18 protein-coding genes and 1 tRNA gene are annotated in these 23,639 nt (G+C 64.6%); 9 read left to right on the forward strand and 10 right to left on the reverse strand.

Annotation, left to right across the window (positions count from 1 at the left end; genetic code table 11):
• Nucleotides 1-20 precede the first annotated feature (20 nt).
• Nucleotides 21-323, forward strand: a complete 303-nt coding sequence (locus F624_RS0122480; protein WP_019576621.1) for a cupin domain-containing protein — start codon at nucleotides 21-23, stop codon at nucleotides 321-323.
• Nucleotides 324-373: 50 nt separating this feature from the next.
• Here F624_RS0122480 and F624_RS0122485 read toward each other — a convergent pair whose 3' ends face one another.
• Nucleotides 374-1,492 carry a serine hydrolase domain-containing protein gene (locus F624_RS0122485; RefSeq protein ID WP_169426672.1) on the reverse strand — a complete coding sequence of 373 codons (1,119 nt, stop codon included), beginning with the start codon at nucleotides 1,490-1,492 and terminating at the stop codon, nucleotides 374-376.
• Nucleotides 1,493-1,542: 50 nt separating this feature from the next.
• Nucleotides 1,543-1,674, reverse strand: a complete 132-nt coding sequence (locus tag F624_RS36285) for a hypothetical protein (RefSeq protein ID WP_273425123.1) — start codon at nucleotides 1,672-1,674, stop codon at nucleotides 1,543-1,545.
• A 16-nt stretch (nucleotides 1,675-1,690) separates the two neighbouring features.
• Between F624_RS36285 and F624_RS0122490 the strand changes: the two genes are divergently transcribed.
• The gene (locus tag F624_RS0122490) at nucleotides 1,691-2,593 is read left to right on the forward strand and encodes a LysR family transcriptional regulator (RefSeq protein ID WP_019576623.1); all 903 of its coding nucleotides are present in this window, start codon (nucleotides 1,691-1,693) and stop codon (nucleotides 2,591-2,593) included.
• 58 nt (nucleotides 2,594-2,651) lie between these two features.
• Here F624_RS0122490 and F624_RS0122495 read toward each other — a convergent pair whose 3' ends face one another.
• From F624_RS0122495 to F624_RS0122505, 3 genes are all read right to left on the reverse strand, one after another.
• Complete coding sequence (locus F624_RS0122495; RefSeq protein ID WP_019576624.1) at nucleotides 2,652-3,413, reverse strand: hypothetical protein; 762 nt, start codon at nucleotides 3,411-3,413, stop codon at nucleotides 2,652-2,654.
• Between the two features lie 29 nt (nucleotides 3,414-3,442).
• Nucleotides 3,443-3,595 carry a hypothetical protein gene (locus F624_RS0122500; RefSeq protein WP_157443568.1) on the reverse strand — a complete coding sequence of 51 codons (153 nt, stop codon included), beginning with the start codon at nucleotides 3,593-3,595 and terminating at the stop codon, nucleotides 3,443-3,445.
• Nucleotides 3,596-3,665: 70 nt separating this feature from the next.
• Complete coding sequence (locus F624_RS0122505) at nucleotides 3,666-4,796, reverse strand: acyltransferase family protein (protein WP_169426674.1); 1,131 nt, start codon at nucleotides 4,794-4,796, stop codon at nucleotides 3,666-3,668.
• Nucleotides 4,797-5,042: 246 nt separating this feature from the next.
• On the opposite strand from F624_RS0122505, the gene F624_RS0122510 reads away from it, so the two are divergent.
• Nucleotides 5,043-5,132: transfer RNA gene (locus F624_RS0122510), tRNA-Ser, on the forward strand.
• 143 nt (nucleotides 5,133-5,275) lie between these two features.
• On the opposite strand, the gene F624_RS0122515 is transcribed toward F624_RS0122510, so the two are convergent.
• On the reverse strand, nucleotides 5,276-6,952 hold the full coding sequence (locus F624_RS0122515; protein ID WP_019576627.1) for an EAL domain-containing protein: 1,677 nt from the start codon (nucleotides 6,950-6,952) through the stop codon (nucleotides 5,276-5,278).
• A gap of 374 nt (nucleotides 6,953-7,326) precedes the next feature.
• Here F624_RS0122515 and ilvD point away from each other — a divergent pair, with 374 nt between their 5' ends.
• On the forward strand, nucleotides 7,327-9,186 hold the full coding sequence (gene ilvD, locus F624_RS0122520; protein WP_019576628.1) for a dihydroxy-acid dehydratase: 1,860 nt from the start codon (nucleotides 7,327-7,329) through the stop codon (nucleotides 9,184-9,186).
• Nucleotides 9,187-9,288: 102 nt separating this feature from the next.
• On the opposite strand, the gene katG is transcribed toward ilvD, so the two are convergent.
• From katG to F624_RS0122535, 3 genes are all read right to left on the reverse strand, one after another.
• Nucleotides 9,289-11,463: a catalase/peroxidase HPI gene (gene katG, locus F624_RS0122525; RefSeq protein WP_019576629.1), complete on the reverse strand. Its 2,175-nt coding sequence runs from the start codon at nucleotides 11,461-11,463 to the stop codon at nucleotides 9,289-9,291.
• A gap of 398 nt (nucleotides 11,464-11,861) precedes the next feature.
• Nucleotides 11,862-14,045: a putative bifunctional diguanylate cyclase/phosphodiesterase gene (locus F624_RS0122530; RefSeq protein WP_019576630.1), complete on the reverse strand. Its 2,184-nt coding sequence runs from the start codon at nucleotides 14,043-14,045 to the stop codon at nucleotides 11,862-11,864.
• The gene (locus tag F624_RS0122535; RefSeq protein WP_019576631.1) at nucleotides 14,042-14,806 is read right to left on the reverse strand and encodes an oxygen-binding di-iron domain-containing protein; all 765 of its coding nucleotides are present in this window, start codon (nucleotides 14,804-14,806) and stop codon (nucleotides 14,042-14,044) included. The genes F624_RS0122530 and F624_RS0122535 overlap by 4 nt, the downstream gene beginning before the upstream one ends.
• Before the next feature lie 241 nt (nucleotides 14,807-15,047).
• Here F624_RS0122535 and F624_RS0122540 point away from each other — a divergent pair, with 241 nt between their 5' ends.
• From F624_RS0122540 to F624_RS33595, 5 genes are all read left to right on the forward strand, one after another.
• A complete protein-coding gene (locus F624_RS0122540) occupies nucleotides 15,048-16,298 on the forward strand; it encodes an MFS transporter (protein ID WP_019576632.1) in 1,251 nt (416 codons plus the stop codon).
• Nucleotides 16,291-16,746, forward strand: a complete 456-nt coding sequence (locus F624_RS0122545; RefSeq protein WP_245573706.1) for a FlxA-like family protein — start codon at nucleotides 16,291-16,293, stop codon at nucleotides 16,744-16,746. The genes F624_RS0122540 and F624_RS0122545 overlap by 8 nt, the downstream gene beginning before the upstream one ends.
• A 173-nt stretch (nucleotides 16,747-16,919) precedes the next feature.
• Entirely contained in the window at nucleotides 16,920-18,122 is a 1,203-nt protein-coding gene (locus F624_RS0122550) for a response regulator (RefSeq protein ID WP_019576634.1), read from the forward strand.
• Entirely contained in the window at nucleotides 18,106-18,822 is a 717-nt protein-coding gene (locus tag F624_RS0122555) for a histidine phosphatase family protein (RefSeq protein ID WP_019576635.1), read from the forward strand. The genes F624_RS0122550 and F624_RS0122555 overlap by 17 nt, the downstream gene beginning before the upstream one ends.
• Nucleotides 18,819-23,240 carry a PAS domain S-box protein gene (locus F624_RS33595; RefSeq protein WP_051107490.1) on the forward strand — a complete coding sequence of 1,474 codons (4,422 nt, stop codon included), beginning with the start codon at nucleotides 18,819-18,821 and terminating at the stop codon, nucleotides 23,238-23,240. The genes F624_RS0122555 and F624_RS33595 overlap by 4 nt, the downstream gene beginning before the upstream one ends.
• A gap of 17 nt (nucleotides 23,241-23,257) precedes the next feature.
• Here F624_RS33595 and F624_RS0122565 read toward each other — a convergent pair whose 3' ends face one another.
• The gene (locus F624_RS0122565) at nucleotides 23,258-23,638 is read right to left on the reverse strand and encodes a response regulator transcription factor (protein ID WP_019576637.1); all 381 of its coding nucleotides are present in this window, start codon (nucleotides 23,636-23,638) and stop codon (nucleotides 23,258-23,260) included.
• Nucleotide 23,639 lies beyond the last annotated feature (1 nt).

The raw sequence follows: 23,639 nt of genomic DNA on the forward strand, positions 1-23,639 counted from the left end.
ACCGGACCCCAAGACACCCGATGCCTACATCAGACCTGCACCAGCTTGCGGCCGCGCTGCCGCAACCTTGGCGCTCCCACATCGTCGCGCGGCTGGGCCACAGCCAGCTCAAAGTGCTGCGCATGGACGGCCAGCCCGCCGAAGACGAGACCCACCCCTACGACGAAGCCTTTGTGGTGTTGGCAGGCGAACTCCGGTTGGTGGTTGCAGGGCAAGCCCTGCGTGTGCAAGCCGGCGAGCTCTACACGGTGGCCGCCGGCATTCCCCATGCGGTGGCCGCGGGCAGTTGGGGCACCCTGCTCATCATCGACCCAGCGGCTTGAACCCACCGGACTGGGGCATCGGGACGGCAGTGGCCCTCACAGCGTCAGGACTAGGCCTGCACCAGTGCCTCGACCAGCGCGGCGGTTTCTGCCACGCAGGCCTGGGCGATCGGCTCGGGCCAGGCACTTTGCAGCACCAGCACCCTGCGCGAGGCCGGGTGGATGTGGATCTGTTGGCCAAAAATACCCAGTGCCGCAAACAGCCCGGCACCGCGCTGACCGGGCGCGGGGGGCGGATCGCCAAAGGTCCACCATTGGTAGCCATAGCCCCGGGGGGCATAGCGGGGGATCTGCCCGGGTCGCAGGTGGGGGTGGCTGATCACGTCGGTCGAGTCGGCCACCCAATCCGGTGGCAGGACGTTGTGCCCGTCGATCACGCCCTGGTTCAGCATGAACTGCCCAAAGCGCCCGACGTCGCGCAATGTGGCATTCAGACCGCTGCCGGCGAACTCCAGCCCCTCCGGCGCATCGAGTTGCCACAGCGCGTCGCACTCCATGCCCAGCGGGCCCCACAGCTTGTCCGATAGATAGTCGCTGAGCGGGCGCCCCACGGCGGCGGCCAGAATCTCGCCCACCAGGTAGGTTTCACCGGTGCTGTAGTTGAAGCGCGTGCCCGGCTCGGCCACCCGCGGCAGAGCGGCCATGAACTCCAGCACCCGCCCCTTCTGGCCGGCCGCCTGGGCGGCCAGCATGCGCCGGCGCTCGGATTGGGGGTCGAGGTAATCCTCGTTCCAGCCCACGCCGGAGCTCATCTGCAGCACCTGGCGGATGTTGACCTGCTCGTAGGCCGAGCCCGAGAGCTTGGGCACATGGTCGGTCACGGGCTGGTCCAGGCTCTGGATCAGGCCCTCGTGCAGGGCCATGCCCAGCAACACCGAAGAGATCGACTTGGCCACAGAAAACGACGGCCATCGGCTTTGGGCGTCGCGGCCCGCCGCATAGCGTTCCAGCCGCACCTGCCCATCCTGCAGCAGCAAGAGACCGGTGCAGCGGTTGCGCTGCATGAACGCGTCGATGCCCCGGGTCTGCCCTTCATGGCGGTACTGGAGCGACAGGGCAGGCCCCTGCGGCAACGGCCGCACCTCGGGGCCACGGCGGACGCGGCGCGTGGGGTAGACGCGCTCCATCTGCCGGTAGCTGGTGAGCTGGACGTCTTCGGGCCAGGTCATCATGTCTTCAAAACGGCCTATTGGCGGCGGCACACCAGGCTCGTCAGGGCTCAGGAACCCGCAATGATCGGAAGCAGTGCGCATGGGTAGGTCAGGCAGCAGATGAAGAAGGCCAGATCATCCATCGCCGCATTTGATGATTCAAGCGCAAAATAATCATTCAATTTTTGCAATTTACTCATACAAAGACCTTCAAGCATGGAAAGCCGCAAGTTGCAGCACTTTCTGGCGGTGTGCGAGCAGGGATCGATGCAGCGGGCGGCCGAGCATTGCCACCTGACCCAGTCGGCCCTGAGCCGCAGCCTGGCCGCGCTGGCCCAGGAATTGGGCGTGCCCTTGTTCGATGGCGGCAAACGCCGGCTTCAACCCAGCCGCTTCGGCCTGGCCTTGCTGGCCAAAGCCCAACGCCTGCTGGATGAGGAGCGTGAACTCAAGCGCGAACTGGCCCTGATGAACGCCGGGCTGGCTGGCGACTGCGCCATCGGCTTCAGCCCGACCCCGGCCGAGCTGGGCATGGCCCACTGCCTGGCCTGGCTGGCCGACCAGGCACCGCAGGTGCGCGCCCGCATGGCCGTCGGCAGAACCGACGCCTTGCTCGAAGACCTGCGCCGGCATGTGTTGGACCTGGCGGTGGTGGACGCCAGCGCCATCCGCGACACCGATGGCCTCAGCATGGAGTTGCTGCCCCCACTGGAGGGGGGCTTCGTGTGCCGCGCCCAGCATCCGCTGAGCGCCCTGCCCCGGCCCAGCCTGGCTGACCTGCGCCCTTATGCCGTGGCCTGCTCTCCTTTGAGCGAGGCGTTTGAACGCGAGATCAGCCAATCCCTCGGCAAATTGCAGCCCAGCAGCCATTGGCCGAGCTTGCAGGCCGACAACTACCAGGCGCTCAAAAGCGCCACCCTGGCCTCCGACATGGTGCTGCTGGTGGCCCATGCGGTGGTGCGGGCCGAGCTGGACGACGGGCGCCTGATCGCCCTGCCCCGCCACGCTCTGCCCACCCCCGTTGGCCGCTATGCCTTGGTGCGCACCACGCACCGGGTTCAACTGCCGGTGATGGCCTCTTTGTGTGACGTGCTGCGCCAGCGGCTGGCCCAGGCTTGAACCGAGGGCACTGGCCAGGCGCCGACACCCGCCTCAGGCGCAGCAACTCAAGCAACCATTAGATAGGCACGCCCAGAATTAACTTGATGACCGTTCTGTCGGTATTGGCGACAGCAGAGCCATAGGAACGCCCCACCCCCAGGTCGAAATCCCACCCACCCAGGTTGAAGTCGGCCACCACAAAGTTGCTGGTGGTGTGGGGCGATGCCACTGCCGCATTGCGATGCAAGAGGCCCAGGGTGTCGTAGCGTTCAAGACCCAGGCGCAGGTCACCTTGATCCTCGCCTGTCACCTGGTAGCTGAGTTTGTAGTCCAGCTCGGTCGACGAGGACTGCTGCGGATGGCTTCTGAAAGACCCATTGAGGTTGAAATTGACCCCTGCCAGCCAGGGCCCCTGGCGGTAGGTTTCAATGAACTTCAGCTGGGTGGAACTTTCATCGGGATCAAAGCGCTGGGCCAGGTGACCCACTTCCCAGTTGACGGCGAAATACCAAGGCGAATCGGCGGAAGGCGCACGGGGCCGCCACTTGAGCCGAACCTTGGCCCCATCGGTGACGGGGTGCCCATGTGAGATGTCCGGGGCCCCCGAACTCAGAACATACAGGCCGGCCTCCCAGTGGTTGTTGATGCCGTAACTCAGTTCAGGGGTGAGTCGCCACTGGCGAAAGGTGGGCGAGCCGGGCTGGGCCGAGGGCACCAGGTTGGTGTGCAGATCCAGGCCGAACTGGCCCGGCTCGGCAAATTCATCGAGGTAGACCTGGATCTCCTCAGGGGCCGCTTGACACAGCCCGGTGCTCACTGCAGCCGCTGTGACCAACATCCATTTCGCCAGGGGAAGCAGTTGTAGCCTCATTCGGTAAGGTGCTCCATCGAAAAGAGAACAGAAAAGATCGAACGATCCTCAAGCCGGCCATCTGCCCGCCGGGAACCAGCATGCATCAAGCGGCAAATCCCAGGGATGTGCTGGGGTTCAAAGAAGGTCGGCTTGACGGTGAACAGCACACAGGTGTGCTCCTCAAAACAGGGCTGCGGCGAGATGGCGTCGCTCCGGCGCAACGGCCACCAGCCGATCTCAACGGCCGATCTTCAAAGCCAGCTCGTGCCCAAATTTGCGGCACGGCGTCTCTACCAGGCGACAGGACAGCTCCGCCACCACGAAACTCATGGTCAAGACTGCGACCCGGGCCCAGGGACTGGTCCACCCCAAGTTGTCGAATGTGGTCAGTATCAAGAAATGAAACAGATAGAGTGAGTAGCTGATTCGACCGATCCAGCGCATCGGCGGCGACTCCAGGAATTGGCGCACCATGTTCGGCCCCGTCTGAAAGACAACCAGTTCACAGAGCACCATAAAGAGGCCCAGGCCTTGCAGGCTGTACCTGAGGGTCTCACGAAAGGCCTCCGAACGGATCACAAAAGTCGCCAGCACCAGGGCCCCTCCCAGGTAAAACAACGGCATCTTTCTCAATCGCTCCAGGGCCCCCCCTTTGGAACCAGCCAGCACCGCCAAGAGACAGCCCCAGGCGATGGAATCAATTCTCGTATCCGTCGACAGGTAGGTTCGGTAGTGATCCACATTCAACTCGAAAACCAAATAGCCCCGCCATGCGAGCGTCAGAACGATGACCACCAGCAGCACGTTCAAAAGCCTCCGGCCCGCCAACATCATCAACGCCGGATACACCATGTAGAAATGCTCCTCCACGGCCAGAGACCAGGTGATCACCAAGGGGGAGTTGGCGGCAGGCAGCGGATGAAACTCATGGTAGTTGGCGAAATACAGCAAAACCGCCAGCACGTCCGATCGGGGGATGGCCGAGCCCATCCAAAGCGCCAGGCCACAGGCTGTCAACAGCAGGAGAAGAAGCGCGGGATAAAGTCGAAACATCCGACGCACATAGAACTGCGCCATCGCCACGCCGTTGTGGGGCTCCGCCAGCATCATGCGGGTGATGATGAATCCTGAAATGAAAAAGAACAGGGTGACACCAAATCCACCCGGTACCCAAGGCGTGACAACGTGGCTGACCAGGACGATCAGGATGGCGACAGCACGAAGACCATCAAGAATTGGGATGTATTTCATTGCTTGATGGACGGCACAGGCATCCCACTTCATAAAATTGTTCTCGAATTGCAATTGTCGCAAATCATGGCGTTCAACCCGGGCGCAAGACCGCAAAAGTGCGACCTGATAGGCCACGGGGCATTGCATCGGAGCGCACGATGTCCGCGCTCAACCCCACCCGCCGCAGCCTCAGGCGCAGATGCGCAAGAACGCATTCATGAAGTGCTTGGCGACAGAAATATCCCCTCTGTCGCCCAACCGGCCTCTGCTCTAGGGCGAAGCAACACCCGATGCGAGCCCTTGCTCGGCGTCGAAATATTTGAACCCTGCCCAGCGCCACGGCAAACCCCTCCGTTTTTCCTGCTATAGTTGAGGGCTTCCGGAGAGGTGGATGAGCGGTTTAAGTCGCACGCCTGGAAAGCGTGTGTGGGTTAATCCCCACCGCGGGTTCGAATCCCGCCCTCTCCGCCAAATGCAAACCCAAGTGACTCACGTCACTTGGGTTTTTTTGTGGGCAAACATCCAACGTGCAGCTCAGCACACGGCGCCCTCATCAAGCCAACAGGGGCACAGGCGCAGATGCCTGACCGGCCGGTACCACGACCCGGCCCTCATCAACTCGCGCACTCTTGGAGCTGCATTGCCTCCCGCCCTTGCGTGGGCCCGCGCGTCTCGAGTTGGGGCAGGCCACTGGCCAGGCGGACCAGCCAGCCGGGCACCTCCTCGGCAGGCATGGCCTTGGCAAACAGGTAGCCCTGCAGCTTGTGCAGCCCGATCTCACGCACCACGTCCAGCTCTTGCGGGGTTTCTATGCCTTCGGCCGTGACCTCCAGGTCGAAATCACGGGCAATCGCCAACACATGGCTCAGCAGGCGCTGCCGCCGAGAATCCACCAGCAGGTTTCGCACAAACAACCGATCGCACTTGATGCCCCGGATGGGCAAATCGGCCAACATGGCCAGCGACGAATAGCCAGCACCGAAATCATCCATCACCACCGCGATGCCCACCCCGGCCAGCGCCCGCATGGCATCCAGCATGGGGGCGCCGCTGGCGATGATGGCGTGCTCGGTCAACTCCAGGGTGAGCTGCACGGGCTTCACTTCATGGGCATCCAGGGTCTGCGCAAGCCAGTGGTTGAAGCCGGGCTCCATCAGCGTGGTCGGAGACAGGTTCACTGACACCCTCAGGCCCAGCAGACCAGCACGGGCCCACCGTTCCATCTGCCCGATTGCCTGCTCGAGAATCAGGCGATCCACCAGCGTCGTCTTGCCCTGCAACTCGCACACCAGCAAAAAGACCTCGGGGTTGAGGCGCCCGAGCACTGGGTGCTGCAGACGCAGCAAAGCCTCAAAAGCTGGTGGCGGCCCCTTTTCCAATTGCACGATGGGTTGGAAATGCAAGACCAGCTGCTGCGCCATGAGCAACTCCGGCAAGTGATCGGCAATCAAGGCCATCTGCACATCGTGCTGCGGGTTGGCCTCGGGCGTAGCCACCCGCATCATCGACAGGCCTTGCCGCAGGCGCAACTGCAGCCCCTGATCCAGACGCAGATTGCCCATGTGCTCCAGCGCCACCACCAAGGCAAACAAGGCCACCACTCCGATCGCGCCAGCCTGGCCGCCCCCTGCCGCCGCCAGCATGGTCGGAGGAAAGGTGTTGATCAACAGGCAATGCAAGACCACGATGATCAAGCCCCCCATCAACACATCGGGCCAGCGCTGCATGACATGGCTGCGGATCAGCAAGCGCCGTTTGGCGACGCGGTGCCGAATGGACAAGCCCACGGTCAGGCACACCGCCACGCCGATGGAGGCCAGCAGCGGACCGGTCTCAACCTGCTGCAGGCTGGCGCCATAGCTCATGGCCAGTACGAAGTGCCCCGACAACATGCCCAGCGCCATGAAGGTGCCCGCCACCGCCGTGCGCCTGCGGCTCACGCCGGAACTGAGCTCCGGCAACGTCAGCCGGGCGCTGGCGATCATCAACAGCAAGGCCAGCAGACCGTCATGCAGACTCGGCGACAAGCCATCCAGGTGCGGGTACATGAAGAAGCCCCCAATGTCCAACGCCCAAACGATGCAGCCGATGATCAACGCCGCATGCGACGCACTCAGGCGCCGATTGCCTGGATCGACCGACCAAGCCGTGTGCTCGACCAGACGATTGCACACATGCACCACCAGTGTCGCGAACACGGCAAAAAACAGCACGGGCAGCAGCGAGGGGTAGTCCGCCACCCGGGGCAGCATCACCCCCGCCACCCCGTGCAAATAATCATTGACGATCATAAATTCTTCACCCCCATCGCGCTTCTCAATGGTCACCAGAGACGCCAATTAGAAGCTTCAGCGGACAAAGAAATGATTCGAGTCAATTATTTGACACTTTGTAACATTTAATGTTGCATTTTTGAAACAACCCGATCAAAACCGATGCGGCACGACAAGGGCACAGACAGCAGCGATTGAGCGCATGCGGTCTAACTCCGCAGGAGCCTGCACAGGAGTCACCCGCAGCCTGGGCCCAGGACTTCACCCGATCATCAGACCCGCACGGCAACAAGGCTTGCCTCGGCAGACGATAATCAAGGGCTGCGCGCCACCCGCCCCGCGATGCGTGCAGCTCGACCCCTACGATCTGGAACGACCCCAAGGACCCCTTCATGCCAGCTTACCGCTCCAAGACCTCCACCTCCGGCCGCAACATGGCGGGCGCTCGCTCTCTGTGGCGCGCCACCGGCATGAAGGACGACGATTTCAGCAAGCCCATCATTGCGATCGCCAACTCGTTCACCCAGTTCGTTCCGGGGCACGTGCACCTGAAGGACATGGGCCAGTTGGTGGCGCGCGAGATCGAGGCCGCCGGTGGCGTGGCCAAAGAGTTCAACACCATTGCCGTGGACGACGGCATTGCCATGGGCCATGACGGCATGCTGTATTCGCTGCCCAGCCGCGACATCATTGCCGACTCGGTGGAGTACATGGTCAACGCCCACACGGCCGATGCGCTGGTGTGCATCTCCAACTGCGACAAGATCACGCCCGGCATGCTGATGGCCGCCATGCGCCTGAACATCCCGGTGGTCTTTGTGTCGGGCGGCCCGATGGAAGCCGGCAAGGTGCGTCTGGCCAACCCGGTCACCCAGACCATCGAATTCAAGAAGCTCGATCTGATCGACGCCATGGTGATGGCCGCCGACAGCAATGTCAGCGATGCCGACGTGGCCGAGGTCGAGCGCTCGGCCTGCCCCACCTGCGGTTCGTGCTCGGGCATGTTCACCGCCAACTCGATGAACTGCCTGACCGAGGCCCTGGGCCTGAGCTTGCCGGGCAACGGCACCGTGGTGGCGACGCATGCCGACCGCGAGCAACTGTTCAAGCGTGCCGGCCACCTGATCGTGGACCTGGCCAAGCGCTATTACGAAGGCGACGACGAGACCGTACTGCCCCGCTCGGTGGGCACCAAGGCCTTTGAAAACGCCATGACGCTGGACATCGCCATGGGTGGCTCGACCAACACCATCCTGCACCTGCTGGCCATCGCGCAAGAGGCCGGCATCGACTTCACCATGACCGACATCGATCGCCTGTCGCGCGTGGTGCCCCAGTTGTGCAAGGTGGCGCCCAACACCAACAAGTACCACATTGAAGACGTGCACCGCGCCGGCGGCATCATGGCCATCCTGGGCGAACTGGCCCGTGCCGGCAAGCTGCACACCGACGTGCCCACCGTGCACAGCAAGACCTTGGGCGACGCCCTGGCCCATTGGGACATCGTCACCACCACCGACGAGGCCGTGCGTACTTTCTACATGGCAGGCCCGGCCGGCATCCCGACCCAGGTGGCCTTCAGCCAGGCCACCCGCTGGCCCAGCCTGGACACCGACCGAGCCGAAGGCTGCATCCGCTCTTACGACAACGCCTTCTCCAAGGAAGGCGGCCTGGCCGTGCTGCGCGGCAACATCGCCATCGACGGCTGCGTGGTCAAGACCGCCGGTGTCGACGACAGCCTGCTGGTCTTCGAAGGCCCGGCCCATGTGGTCGAAAGCCAGGACGAAGCGGTCGAACACATCCTCAACGACGAGGTCAAGGCCGGTGACGTGGTGATCGTGCGCTACGAAGGCCCCAAGGGTGGCCCGGGCATGCAAGAGATGCTTTACCCCACCAGCTACATCAAGTCCAAGGGCCTGGGCAAAGCCTGCGCCCTGCTGACCGACGGCCGCTTCTCGGGCGGCACCTCGGGTCTGTCGATCGGCCACTGCTCGCCCGAAGCGGCGGCTGGCGGCACCATCGGCCTGGTGCGCCATGGCGACCGCATCCGCATCGACATCCCCAACCGCACGATCAACGTGCTGGTGAGCGACGAAGAGCTGGCTGTGCGCCGTGCCGAGCAGGATGCCAAGGGCTGGAAGCCCGTCAAGCCGCGCCCCCGCAAGGTGTCGGCCGCGCTCAAGGCCTACGCCCTGCTGGCCACCTCGGCCGACAAGGGCGCGGTGCGCGATCTGTCGCTGCTCGGCGACTGAACGACAAGGCCCTGAACGCAAAAAAGCCCCGAAAAGGGGCTTTTTTCATGGAGGCCCCCGCAGGGGCCTTGGGGATCTCAGACTTGATCTGAGCTGTGGCGCTCAGGCCAGATCGAAGCGGTCAGCGTTCATGACCTTGGTCCAGGCCGCCACGAAGTCCTTCACGAACTTCTCGCGGCCGTCGTCCTGGGCGTAGACCTCGGCGTAAGCGCGCAGCACCGAGTTCGAACCAAACACCAGGTCCACCCGGGTTGCAGTCCAGCGCACAGCACCCGACTGGCGATCGCGGATCTCGTACAGGTTCTTGCCCGCCGGCTTCCAGGTGTAGGCCATGTCGGTCAGGTTGACGAAGAAGTCGTTGCTCAGGGTACCCACCCGGTCGGTGAACACGCCATGGGTGCTGCCGCCGTGGTTGGTGCCCAGCACACGCAGCCCGCCGATCAGCGACGTCATTTCCGGAGCCGTCAAGCGCATCAGTTGGGCGCGATCCAGCAGCAGTTCTTCGGCGCTGACGGTGTAGTCCTTCTTGAGCCAGTTGCGGAAGCCATCGGCCACCGGTTCCAGCACCTCGAACGATTCCGCATCGGTCTGTTCGGCCGTGGCGTCACCCCGACCCGGCGCAAACGGCACGGTGATGTCGAAGCCGGCGGCCTTGGCGCCCGCCTCCACACCCACGTTGCCGGCCAGCACGATCACGTCGGCCACGCTGACGCCGAACTTCGCGGCGATGGGCTCGAGCACCGACAGCACACGCGCCAGGCGAGCCGGCTCATTGCCTTCCCAGTCCTTTTGCGGGGCCAGGCGGATGCGGGCTCCGTTGGCGCCACCGCGCTTGTCCGAGCCACGGAAGGTGCGGGCGCTGTCCCAGGCGGTGCTGACCAGATCGGCCGTGCTCAGGCCGGCGGCGGCGATGGCAGCCTTGACGGCGGCCACGTCGTAGTCACGACGACCAGCGGACACGGGGTCTTGCCAGATCAGGTCTTCCTGCGGCACATCGGGGCCGATGTAGCGGGCCTTGGGGCCCAGATCGCGGTGGGTCAGCTTGAACCAGGCCCGGGCGAACACTTCCGAGAAATACGCCGGGTCCTTGTAGAAACGCTCGGAGATCGCGCGGTAGGCCGGGTCCATCTTCATGGCCATGTCGGCGTCGGTCATCATCACGCGGGTGTGCCCGTCAGAACCTTCCACATCCGTCGGACGGTGTTCATCCTTCAGGTTGATAGGCTCCCACTGCCAAGCCCCGGCCGGGCTCTTCTTGAGTTCCCATTCGTGATTCAAGAGCATTTCAAAGTAGCCGTTGTCCCAGCGGGTCGGGTGGGTGGTCCACGCACCCTCGATGCCACTGGTCACGGTGTCCCGCCCGATGCCGCGGCCACTGTGGTTGATCCAGCCCAGGCCCTGCTCTTCCAGGCTGGCCCCTTCGGGTGACGGGCCGAGTTTGCCGGCGTCCCCGTTGCCGTGGGTTTTACCCACCGTGTGTCCGCCAGCCGTCAAGGCCACGGTCTCTTCGTCGTCCATGGCCATGCGGGCGAACGTCACACGCACGTCGTGGGCCGTCTTCAGCGGATCGGGCTTGCCATCCACGCCTTCCGGGTTCACGTAGATCAGGCCCATCATGACCGCGGCCAAGGGGTTTTCCAGATCGCGCTCGCCCGAATAGCGGCTGTTGGGGCCGCCGCTCGGGGCCAGCCATTCCTTTTCGGAACCCCAGTAGATGTCCTTCTCAGGGGCCCAGATGTCTTCGCGACCGAAGGCGAAGCCAAAGGTCTTCAGGCCCATCGATTCATAGGCCATGTTGCCGGCCAGGATCATCAGATCGGCCCAGCTCAGGCGGTTGCCGTACTTGCGCTTGATTGGCCACAGCAGGCGGCGGGCCTTGTCCAGGTTGCCGTTGTCAGGCCAGGAGTTCAGGGGGGCAAAGCGCTGGTTGCCGGTGCCTGCGCCACCGCGGCCGTCGGCGATGCGGTAGGTGCCGGCCGAGTGCCAGGCCATGCGGATCATCAGGCCGCCATAATGGCCCCAGTCAGCCGGCCACCAGGGCTGGCTGTCGGTCATCAAGACCTTCAGATCGCGCTTGAGGGCTTCGACATCCAGTTTGCTCACTTCCTCGCGGTAGTTGAAGCCCTCGCCCAGGGGCTGAGTCTTGCTGTCGTGCTGATGCAGGATGTCCAAATTCAGGGCCTTCGGCCACCAGTCGACATTGGTCTTGCTGACCGAGGTCATTCCACCGTGCATGACCGGGCATTTGCCGGCGGTGTTCGCGTTGCTGCTTTCCATTACGAGCTCCTTTGAAAAAGATGACGATCCGGATCGACCTTGATTCGATGCGATAACCCAGGAATTCCACTCAGTGGAGGGGCGAGCTGCGTCTCATTGATCACTATCCAGCGGTCTCCATTCTGAATCAAACGGGGCGAGAAATCACAAAAATATCATTAAACAATCATTATCATCACAATAGAAAAATACGAACGACTTTCCTTTTTGATAGTTTTGTTCACCTTTTGTCCATGAATGGCGACCGCTCAGGGTCTATCGTGCCCCGCGAAAGCCCGGGCGAGTGACGCTTTGCCAAGCGCGGGCTCAGCTATCCGACGAAAGGACGCGCGCCCATCGCCGGTCCGGCCCGCGAAAGGGGCCGGCAGGCCAGGAAATGCGAGGTCGCAGGCGCGTTCTCAGGCTTTTTTGTAGCAGTCCATGGAGGCGACCAGCGGTATGTCCCGGGTGGGCAAACTGATGTGATAGCCCTGGGCGTAGTTGATGCCCATCTCACGCAAGGCCTGCAGGATCTCGTCGCTCTCGACGAACTCGGCCACGGTCAGGATGCCGATGTCCTGGCACAGGCGAGACAGGTTGTGCACCAGGGCGTAGTCGATCTTCGAGTTGAGGATGTTGCGCACAAATGCGCCGTCGATCTTCACGTACTCGAACTTCAACTCACGCAGGTAGTGGAATGAGTTGTAACCGCTGCCGAAATCATCCAGCGCAAAGGCAAAGCCGCGGCTGCGCAACTGCGTGAGAAAGGTGCGCATGTTGGTCATGTCGCCAATCGCGTCGCGCTCCAGGATCTCGAACACGATGCACTGTGGCGGGATGCCCAGCGTGTTGCACAGGTCTTCGGCATAGGCCAGCACACCACGCCCCTGGATCTCCTGGGCCGACAGGTTCAGGAACACCTTGATGTCGGGCGCACCGCCGGCCATGCGCTGGCGCTGCGCCTCCAGGGCCTTGCGGATCACGATGCGGTCCAACTCCCGGCCCATGCCGTATTTCTCGATGGTTTCGATGAACTGCCCGGCCACCACGATGTCGCCATTGGGTTCGACCATGCGGGCCAGGGTCTCGCAGGCAAACAGCTCGCCGCTGTGGCAGTCCACGATGCTGTGGAAGTACGGCACGATGCGCTCCTGGTGCAGCGCCACCCGCAGCCGCTCGGCGTAGTCGCGGGTCTGCCGACCGGCCTGGGTCTTGCCCTTGAGCGAGTCCAGCGTGCAGGCGCCGTCCTTGCCCATCTCCTTGGCCCGGTACATGGCCTGGTCGGCCCCGGCCAGGATGTCGGCCTCGTTGCCGGCGTCGCCCGGGTACACCGCGATGCCGATCGACACCGTGAGGTGAAAGTGCTTGCCATCCGGCGCGGTGAAGCTGCGCTCGCGCAGCGCCTGCCCGAGCAGATGGGCCACCGTGCTGGCCCCGCTGCGGCCGGTTTCCATCAGCAGCACTGTGAACTCGTCGCCGCCGATGCGCGCCGCGATATCGCCCTTGCGGATCTGGGTGCGCAGGATCTCGGCCACCCCGCGCAGCGCCTCGTCGCCCACCTGGTGGCCATACGAGTCGTTGATGTCCTTGAAGTCGTCCAGATCCAGCATGAGCAGCGAGAACTCGTGCCCGTGGCGCTCGGAGCGACCGAACTCGTACTCCAGCACGTTGCCGAACTGGCGCCGGTTGTACAGGCCCGTCAAGGGGTCGTGCATGGCGTAGTACTCCAGCTCGGACAGGGTGCGCGACAGCAGCTTGCTGGAGCCCACCACCATCACCATCACCGACAGGATGGAGCGCACCACGCTCTCCTCTTGCGGGGTGAGCTCGTTGCTGCCCACATAGGCCACGCCCAGCAAGCCGGCCAGGCGCGGCGTGTGCTCGGGCACCGCCACGGTGATCATGCGGATGTCATCCACCGCGGCGTCGTTCTCGGGCACGGCGATCTCGAACTCGTCGATCTCCAGCAGCGTGTCGGCCGGCAGATTCAGCCCGGCCAGCATCTGGCGCGACATCATCTCGCGCGCACTCTTCTTCATGTCCTCCGGGTACTGGCCCAGGTAGTACAGGTACAGCGACAGGCCGTGCTCTTCGGCAAAAGCGATATAGAAGAAATTGAACGGAAAAATGGCGTGAAAGTCGGCCAGGATTTCCTGCACAAAGGCCTTCCACTGGGCTACATGCTCATGCGAGAGGATGATGCGCTCCAGCACCCGGCTTTGGCGCTCGAAGAGGTCTTTCTCGATCAGCGTCGAGGCCAGTTCGGTCACCGTCTGGTTGAACTCCAGCAAGGTGGTCTTGGCGTGCTCGGCGTTGCGGCTCCACTGGCGCTGGCGCTCGCCCAGCAGCAGGGCCATGGTCTGCTCCAGGCTGCGGTAGGTGTCGATCACATGGCGCAGGCGCAGCGCCAGGTTGTGCGGCATGGCCTCGGCCGACAAGGCCTCCAATTCGGCCATGACCTCGCTCTGCACCTGCCGCACCAGCGACCCCAGGTTGCTGGCAAAGGCCCGGCTTCGCGTCTGGCTCTCCAGCAGGGAGGCCATCCGGTCCATCACCCGCAGGCGCAGGCACTCCAGGTGGTTGGTGAAGGCGGGGGCGCTCATCGGGCGAAACGCCCACCGCTTTGCAGCAGGTCGATGCCGCATTGCAAGTCGCCCAGCCAGGCCAGGAACTGCCCCACCGCGGCCCCGCGGTACACCGGCCCGTGCTGGGGCGCGATCATCTCGATGTCCAGGTGGGCAATCGTCTCCAGCCAGCAGCGGATGGCCCGGTTCGAGCCCATGTAGCGGCGATGAAAGCCCTCGATGTAGGGCAGGTGCCCGGCCAGATCATCCACAAAGGGCGTGTCCTGCTCCTGCGGCAACATGGCCGCGCCGATGTCACCCGAAAACAGCACCTTGGCCAGCGGGTCGTACACATTGATCTGCCCCTCGGAGTGCAGAAAGTGCGCCGGCACCACCTCAAGACCAAAGCCCTCGGCCACCTCGCACCGCATGCCCTCGTCGGGCACCCCCACAAAATGGGACATGTCCTTGAGCCCGTAATGCGGCAGAAAGCGCATCCAGATGCTCGACACGTAAACCGGCGCGTCCAACAACTCCAGCCAGGTCGACAGACCGCCCACGATGTCCGGGTCCTGGTGCGACAAAAACACACCCTTGATGTCGGCCGGCTGCACATAACGCAACATTTCAGCCAGCACCCGGGGCATCACGCCAAAACCACCGGGGTCCAGCAGCACCCCCTGCCCCTCATGAATCACCAAGTATTGATTGGACCTGATCCCATCTTCTTCGCCCGGTTCACTCTCATTCAACAAAATGAATTGATGTTGGTCTGATTCATGGAGCTTGATATTGCGCATAACCTTCCGAGAGCTTCAATGGGCTGAGCCGATGATCGGCGAAAGCGAAAATCATTTCGCAGTAGCCAAGCAATCCTTTTGCGTTACGTCAAAGAATCGGGATTGGATTTTTGCTCCAGGGAAAACCCGGTATTCCGCGTGGTCCCCGCGACACAAATCATGGTAATTGAAGGCCTGGAAAATGAACTTCTGCGCGCATTTTCTTCATCTGTGATTTTCAACCGTACCCCATGAGCCCGACGTGATCTCTTCCGCCTTGCAAAAATCCCTGGCCTTGCTGACCAGCCGCCGCTTCGGCACCTTCTGGGTGGCCAGCCTGCTGGCCAACATCGGCACCTGGGCGCAACAGGTCACCCAACCCTGGCTCATGCTCAGCCTGGGCGCCTCGCCCCTGATGCTGGGGCTCGATGCCTTCGCCCTCAGCGCGCCGGCCCTGCTGCTGACCCTGGTGGGCGGCGAATTGGCCGATCGGGCCGACCGGCGACGCACCATCGCCTTGTTCCAGTCGATCCAGATGCTGTGCCCCTTGCTGCTGGTCGCAGGGGTGCTGGGTGGCTGGATCCAGGCCTGGGAGGTGGTGCTGCTGTCCTTGGTGGTGGGCGTGACCGATGCCTTGTCCATGCCGTCGTTCCAATCGATTGTTCCCTCCATCGTCCAGCACGAGCAGATCCCGGCAGGCATCGCCCTCAACGCCAGCCAATTCAACCTGTCACGCATCCTCGGGCCTGCCGTCGCCGGTGCGCTCATGGCCAGCATTGGCATGGCAGGCGCCTTCGCCGTCAGCGCGGCCTCCTACCTGCCCTTCATCGGCGTGGCTCTGTGGGTGCTGCCACGGCGCTTGCAGCCGACCCTGCCTGCAGCGCCCCCCAGCGGCCAGGCCCAGGGCAGCCGCCAGAACCTGTGGCTGGGGGTGCGCGAGGTGCTGGCGCAGGCGCGGCTGCGCTCTGCCTTGCTCACAGTGTTCCTCAATGCCTTGCTGTGCGCCCCGCTGATCACCTTTTGCCCGGTGCTGGTCAAACAGGCCTTTCAGGGAGATGCCGCCCAGTTCAGCCTGAGCGCCGGCGCGCTCGGGCTGGGCGGGCTGCTCGGTGCTGCGGCCTTGCTGGGTTTCGATGCCCAGCGCGACCGGCGGCCATGGTGCACCGGCTTTGCCCTGGCCTATGCCGCCATCGTGGTGCTGGCGGCGCTCAACCCCTGGGCCGAGGCGCTGGCCCCCTTGTTCGTGCTGGCCGGGGTGGCCATGACGGCCAGCAATGCCTCGGCCAACACCTTGCTGCAATCCAGCGCGCCCGATCACCTGCGAGGCAAGACCGTCAGCCTGTTCATGCTGGCCATGCGCGGCGGCCTGTCCCTGGGCAGCCTGCTCACCGGCTTCAGCGTGCACCTGATGGGCGTGCGCAGCGCACTGGCCCTCAATGGGGTGCTGGCTTTGGTGAGCCTGTCGGCCTTGGGGCTGATCTGGCGCCGGGCAGGCCAGCCGCCTCATGGGTAAGCAACCTGCAAAGACACGGTATCAAGCCTGCCAAAAAAGTTCATTTTTGGCGACAAACGCCGATACACAAGGCATGCAAGTCACCTCCAGCACCACCAGCAGCGCCGTCACAAGCACCTCCAGCTCGGGCGGTACCGACAATGCCAGCCAGATTGCAGCGCTGCAAAAGCAGTTGCGGCAACTGACCCAGCAGCTCAAGGACGTCGCCAATTCAGAGGGTGACGCCAAGACCAAGCAAAAGCGTGCGGCCTTGCTGCAGACCCAGATTCAGGTGGTTCAGGCCCAGATATCGGCCTTGCAACAACAACAGCAACAAGAAAAAATCGACAAGGCGGCGAAGGCGCAGCAAACCCAACCCGCGGCGGCCACCAGCCCAAGCCAGCAGGCCCGGAAAAAAGACAAGGATGAGCAAAACACCCTGGGCCAACAGATTGACGTCTACGTCTGAAATAACAAGGCTTGCAAAGCACGGCCACTCGCCAGCCACCGAATAAAACGTGATTTTCCGGCGCTCCCGCATCCAAGCCCCGTCGAATCCTTGAGATTCGGGCTGGATAATCCAGGCGCTTCGTGTATCTTCCTGTGTCAGACCGACGATTGAATATCCCTGGTCTACCGGCGATGCCCATTTACGACGCGACCCTCACCCAGAATCCAGGTGCCCAGACCCCTGAGGCCCGGGCTTTGCCCACGATTTTGCTGGTGGACGACACCAAGGAGAACCTGTCCGTCATCGGCCAGATGCTGCGCCCGCTCTACCAGGTGCGGGTCGCCAATTCAGGGCGGCGCGCCTTGCTGGCCCTGCAAAACCCTCCCCGCCCCGACCTGATCCTGCTCGACGTCATGATGCCCGACATGAACGGCTACCAGGTGCTGGAGCAACTGCGGGCCGACCCGCTGTGGCGCGACATCCCGGTGATCTTTGTCACCGCCCTGAACGCCGATGACGACGAAGAGCACGGCCTGGCCCTGGGCGCGGTCGATTACGTGACCAAGCCGGTCAAGCCGGCCCTGCTGCTGGCCCGGGTGCATGCCCAGCTCGAACTCAAACAGGCGCGCGACCGGCTGACCCACCAGAACGCCTTTCTCGACGCCGAGGTGCGGCGCCGCATGGCCGAGAACGAACTGATCAAAAACCTCAGCCTGTTCGCCCTGGCCACGCTGGCCGAAAAGCGTGACAACGAAACCGGCAACCACCTGCGACGCACCCAGGCCTACATCGAGGTGCTGATGAACCAGCTGCTGGATCACCCCCGTTTCGCCCAGGCCCTGGCCACCCCCGACGTGCGTCAGCGCATCGCCAAGGCAGCGCCGCTGCACGACATCGGCAAGGTGGGCATTCCGGATGCCATCCTGCTCAAGCCCGGTCGGCTCACGCCCGACGAATTCGAGATCATGAAGACCCATGCGGCCATCGGGGCCCAGGCCCTCGAAGAAGCCATCGAACGCGCCCGCGAGCTGCAGGCCACGCCGGCTGCAGGTCGCGATGCGCCGGGTTCCCCGGACAGCCGCCCCTCGCTCGATTTCCTCGAAACCGCCCAGCAGATCGCCGCCAGCCACCATGAAAAATGGGACGGCAGCGGCTACCCCCTCGGGCTGTGCGGCGAGGCGATCCCTCTGCCGGCCCGCCTGATGGCCCTGGCCGATGTGTTCGACGCCCTGATCTCACGGCGCCCGTACAAATCCCCCTTGTCCATGGACACCACGCGGCAGATCATCACCGAGGGCCGTGGCAACCATTTCGACCCCGACATCGTCGATGCCTTCCTGGCCCGTTTTGATGAATTCAGGACCATTGCCGAACACTATGCCGATCAAGCCTGAATCCGCCGCGCTCAAGCCCCATGGGCAGCAACGCGCCGGCTGCACAGCCCTGTTGACTCTGGTCTTGCTTGGCTGCACCGCAGCCCGTGCGGCAGACATGGCCCCCCCACCGGCCCCCCCGCCCTTCCAGGAGGTGATGGCCAGGCCCGAGCTGCTGGGCCAGCTGCGCGCTGGCGGCTACGTGCTCTACATGCGCCACGGCACCACCGACAACAGCCGGGCCGACGCCGTCACCGGCCTGCGCCTGGACGACTGCAGCACCCAGCGCGTGCTCAATGACGAAGGCCGCCGCCAGGCGGTCACCCTGGGCAACACCCTGCGCCAGGCCCGCATCCCGGTGGCCGAGATCTTCCACAGCCCGCTGTGCCGCACCACCGAGACCGTGAAGCTGGCCTACCCCGACTTCAAGGGCCCGGTGCACGCCGACCCGGACCTGATGTACACCGCCAACCTGACCAGCGAGCAGAAAAAGCCGGTGCTGCAAGCCACCCGGCGCCTGGTCAGCACGCCGCCGGCGCCGGGCAGCAACCGGCTGATCGTGGCCCACGCCCCCAACATGGCCGATTTGATGGGCTATTTCGTCAAGCCCGAGGGCACGGTGGTCGTGCTGCGCCCGCTGGGTGCCAACGGCTTTGAATACCTGGCCAGCATTCCGCCGGCCCTGTGGCCCCAGTTGCTCAAGGCGGCCCCGGCGCCATGAACTGGCGCAGCAACTCCAAGCAGCTGCAGTTCCTGCTGCTGCTCTTTCTGCCTGTGGCGCTGGCCTTGCTGCTGGGCGGGGTGCTCAACCGGGTGACCGAGCAGCAACTGCAGCAGACCCGCGGCGAGTTCGACCTGGCGCAGGCGCGCGACCTGGCCTCCGCCAGCGAGGCCTCCTCGATCAGCCTGCAGGCCTTGGTGTTGCAGCAGGAGTTGACCGAGGCCCTGGGCCAGGCCCAGTCCGGGCGCATCGATGAGGCGGGCGCCTATCGGCTGCACACCCGCATCGTCGACCAGGTGGCGCAATTCGAGCAGCGTTTGGCCCGCCTGGGTCAGGCCGAGCTGGGCGGCGCGCAGGCCCAGGCCCTGCGCGCCGCCCAGGCCGAATTCGGCAACTTCAAACGATTTGTGCTCATGAGCACCGACCTGGCCTCGATCGACACCCGCCTGGCCGGCCAGCACCTGCTCACGGCCCATGAGCACTACGTGAAACTGGCCCTGCAGCTGCAGGCCATCGACGAGCAACTCACCCAGCAGGCCCAACAGCGCAACGCCGAGGCCAGCACCGCCCTGGAAGTCATCCGCAGCCGCATGCTACTGCTCAGCGCCACGGCCACCGGCTTGGTGCTGGCGCTCTGGCTGGCCGTGGCCTTTCGCCTGGCCCGACGTCTGGGCCGACTCAATGCGGCCCTGAGCTACCTCAGCGAACACGGTGACGAACCGGCAGAAACGCCCCTGTTCACCCACCTGGCGGCCAGTGCCCGGCGACACGGCCTGCTGGGCGACATGGCCCGTGCCGTGCTGGCCTACCGAGATGCCCGTTGGCAACGCCGTTCGGCCCAGGACGCACTCGATGCCGAGCGAACCCAGCTGCACGCGCTGATCCAGGGCATGCCCGACCTGGTCTGGTTGAAGGACCCGGATGGGGCCTACCAGGTGTTCAACCAGCGTTTTTTGCAACAAACCGGGCGCAGCGCCGAGGCCCTGCGGGGGCTGCGCGATCAGGACCTGTTTGCGCCTGAGGAGGCCGCGATGTACCGCAGCGGCGACGAGATCGCCATCGACACCGGCCGCTATGAGCTGCCACCCCATTGGCGACAATTTGCCGACGGCCATCGCGAACTGGTGACCGCCATCAAGACCCCCATCCGGGATGCCCAGGGCCAGCTGCTGGGCGTGCTGGGCGTGGGGCGCGACATCACCGCCTTGCACCAGACCCAGCAGGCCCTGGCCGACCGCGAGCGCCAATACGCCAGCATCGTCAGCCAGGCCCCCATCGGCATCGTGCTGGTCGATCTGGCGACCCTGGGCTTCATCAGCTTCAACGACGCGGCCAGCAAGGCCATGGGCTACGAGCGCGACGAATTCGCCCGCCTCACCATCTACGACCTGCAGGCCCACCTGAACCCCGCCCAGGTGGACGCCATCGTGCAACGCATCGTGGCCGAGAACGGTCTGGAGTTCGAGAACCAGCGCCGCAACAAGCAGGGCCAGGTGCGCGAGTTCTGGATCTCGATGCGCCCATTGCAACTCGACGGCCAAACCTGCCTCACCGGCGTCTGGATGGACGTGACCGAGCGCAAGAACGCCGAGCGTGAACTGCAGCGCCACCGCGAGCTGCTGGAACAGCGGGTGATCGAGCGCACCGCCAGCCTGGAGGAGGCCAGCCGGCGCCTGTCCGAGCAGACCCTGCAACTGCGCTCGGCCAACAGCGAGCTGCGCGGCATCTTCGACCACGCCACCGTGGGCATCGTCATCCTGCAGTCGCGCCGCGTGCTGCGCTGCAACCGCAAGGTCGAAGAGATCTTTGGCTACCCACCGGGGGCGCTGCTCAACCAGAGCACCCGGCTGTGGTACGGCAGCGATGCCGACTTCGAAGCCGCCGGCCAGCTGATCGAGCGCCGACTCGACCAACCCGGGCCCCATGTGCGCGAGCACGAGATGCGCCGGCGCGATGGCAGCCGCTTCTGGGCGCGCCTGACCGACGCCCGCATCGACATCCCCGAGTTCCCCAACGCCATCATCGGCATCATCGAAGACGTGACCGCCGAGCACCGCAACGCAGAAGAACTGCGCCGCGCGCGCGACATGGCCGAGAGTGCCAACCGGGCCAAGAGCAGCTTCCTGGCCAACATGAGCCATGAGATCCGCACCCCCATGAACGCCATCATCGGCCTGGCCCACCTGGTGCGACGCGCCCCCTTGAGCGAACGCCAGAGCCAGCAGCTCGACAAGCTGTCGGACGCCGCCATGCACCTGTTGTCCATCATCAACGACATCCTCGACTTCTCGAAGATCGAGGCCGGCAAGATGACCCTGGACCCGACCGATTTCCAGCTGGAGCGGGTGGTCTCCAATGTGTTTGCACTGGTCACCGAGAAAGCCGAGGCCAAGGGGCTGGAGCTGGTGGCCGAGATCGGCAGCCTGCCGCGCATGCTGCATGGCGACGGCGTGCGCCTGGGTCAGGTGCTGCTCAACTTTGCCAACAATGCCGTCAAGTTCACCGAACACGGCAGCGTGCGCCTGCGTGGCAGCGTGCTGCCCGAGCGGGGCGACGGCCACCTGTGGCTGCGCTTCGAGGTGCGCGACACCGGCATCGGCATCAGCGCCGACCAGCAGGCCCGCCTGTTCAACGCCTTTCAGCAGGCCGACGTGTCCACCACGCGTCTGTATGGCGGGACCGGCCTGGGCCTGGCCATCAGCCGGCGCCTGGCTGATCTGCTGGGCGGCCAGGTGGGTGTCAGCAGCCAGCCGGGCCTGGGCAGCACCTTCTGGCTGGAGGCGCCCTTTCAACCGGCCCACGACAGCCCTGTCAACGCCACCATGCCCTTGCCGGCCCGCAGCCGCGTGCTGGTGCTCGACGACATGGAAGAAGCCCGCGAAGCCCTGGCCGACCTGCTGCAAGGGCTGTCCGCCCGGGTCGATCGGGCCAGCTCGGGCGCCCTGGCGCTGGAGATGGTGGCCCAGGCCGACGCGCTGGGCGATCCCTACCTGATGGTGTTCTCCGACTGGCTCATGCCTGGGTTCAATGGCTCGCAGACCTGCGAACGCATTCAGCAACTGCCACTGCGCCAGCAGCCGGTGTGCATCCTGGTCAGCGGCAGCAGCGGCTGCCCCAGCGAGGTCAAGGACGACGGCATCTTTGCCGCCTTCATCCCCAAGCCGGTGCTGCCCGCCTTGCTGGCCGATACGATTTCGGTCACCCTGGCTCAGGGTCGCAGCTGCCCGGGTACATCGCCGCACCCGGTCCAGGCCTTGCCCCAATTTGCCCAGGGCCACCGGCTGCTGCTGGCGGAAGACAACGCCATGAACCAGGAAGTGGCCCTGGAACTGCTCAAAGACCTGGGCTTTGCCGTGGACCTGGCCTGCGACGGCCAGCAAGCCCTGGATCTGGCGCGGCGCCAGGCTTATGAACTGGTGTTGATGGATGTGCAGATGCCCGTCATGGACGGGCTGGAGGCCACGCGCCAGATCCGCCAGTTGACCGGCTGGGCGAACACCCCCATCCTGGCCATGACGGCCAATGCCTTTGCCGAAGACCGCGCCGTGGCCCTGGCCGCGGGCATGAACGACCACATCCCCAAACCGGTGGACCCGACCCTGCTGGCTCGGACCCTGGCCAAATGGCTGCCCCAGGCCCTGCAGGCACAAGCCGAAGACAAGGCGGGCACGCAGGCCACACGCACCAGCGCGTCAGCAACGCCGGCCAGCGTGGAAGCCCAACTGCGCCAGCGCCTGCACCTGGTCGAAGGCCTGCAACTGGAGGCCGGCCTGCGCTCGATGCGCGGTGACCTGCAGCGCCTGCGCAATTTTCTGCTGCGCTTTGCCGCCGAGCATGGCCAGGACCTGCTGAGGCTGCACGACGAACTGCAACAGGGCAACCACGAAGCCGCACAGCGCAGGCTGCACACGCTCAAAGGGCTGGGGGGCATGCTCGGCCTGGAACGGGTCCAGCGCCTGGCCCAGGCGGCCGAGCAACAGCTCAAGCACCACCCCGCGCCCGCCCCGGCAAGCGAAGCGGCCGACACCCAGGCTGTGCTGCACGCGCTGCAACAGGCGCTGGAGGAGAGCTGCCAATCGATCATCCAGCGCCTGGGCCCGGACGGGCACGCCAGCGCGCCTGCCGCCCCCCCACCAATGCCAGCCGATGCTGATGCGGGTGCGGGCTCGCTGGCCCACCTGGCCGAGCCCTTGGCCCGTTGGCGCCGGCAACTGGCCCGTGATGACCTCGATGCCGCCGACACCTTCGAGGCCCTGCGCCCCGCCCTGCAGCAGGCAGATCCCAGCCTGACACGCCAGTTGGCCCAGGCCATGGATGCCTTCGATCTGGCCGAAGCCCTGGCCCTGCTGGAGCGCCACCCGAGCGCACCAGCACCAGCACCAGCACCAGCACCAGCACCAGCACCAGCACCAGGCTGACGCCCTGGCCCCCGGCCTCAACCCAAGGCCAGCACCCGCTGCACGCGCACCAGCATGTCATCCGGGTCAAAGGGCTTGGTGGCGTAATCGTCCGCCCCCGCCTCCAGCCCGCGCAGACGGTCGGCCTCCTGCCCCTTGGCGGTCAGCATCAGGATGTATGTCGAGGCCAGCGCCGGGTTGGCACGCACCTGCTGGCACACCTCGTAGCCGCTGAGCTCGGGCATCATCACATCCAGCAGCACCAGGCGTGGCCGGTGCGCCTCGATCATCGCCAGCGCCTCGCGCCCATCGCCCGCGCTCAACAAGTGGATGCCCTGGTCCTCCAGGTCGACCAGGCTCTCCTCCAGCAGCATGCGGATATGAGGCTCATCATCCACAATCAGTACAGTGGTTTCCATC

Origin of the sequence: Curvibacter lanceolatus ATCC 14669 (assembly GCF_000381265.1) — a bacterium.
Classification (GTDB): domain Bacteria; phylum Pseudomonadota; class Gammaproteobacteria; order Burkholderiales; family Burkholderiaceae_C; genus Curvibacter; species Curvibacter lanceolatus.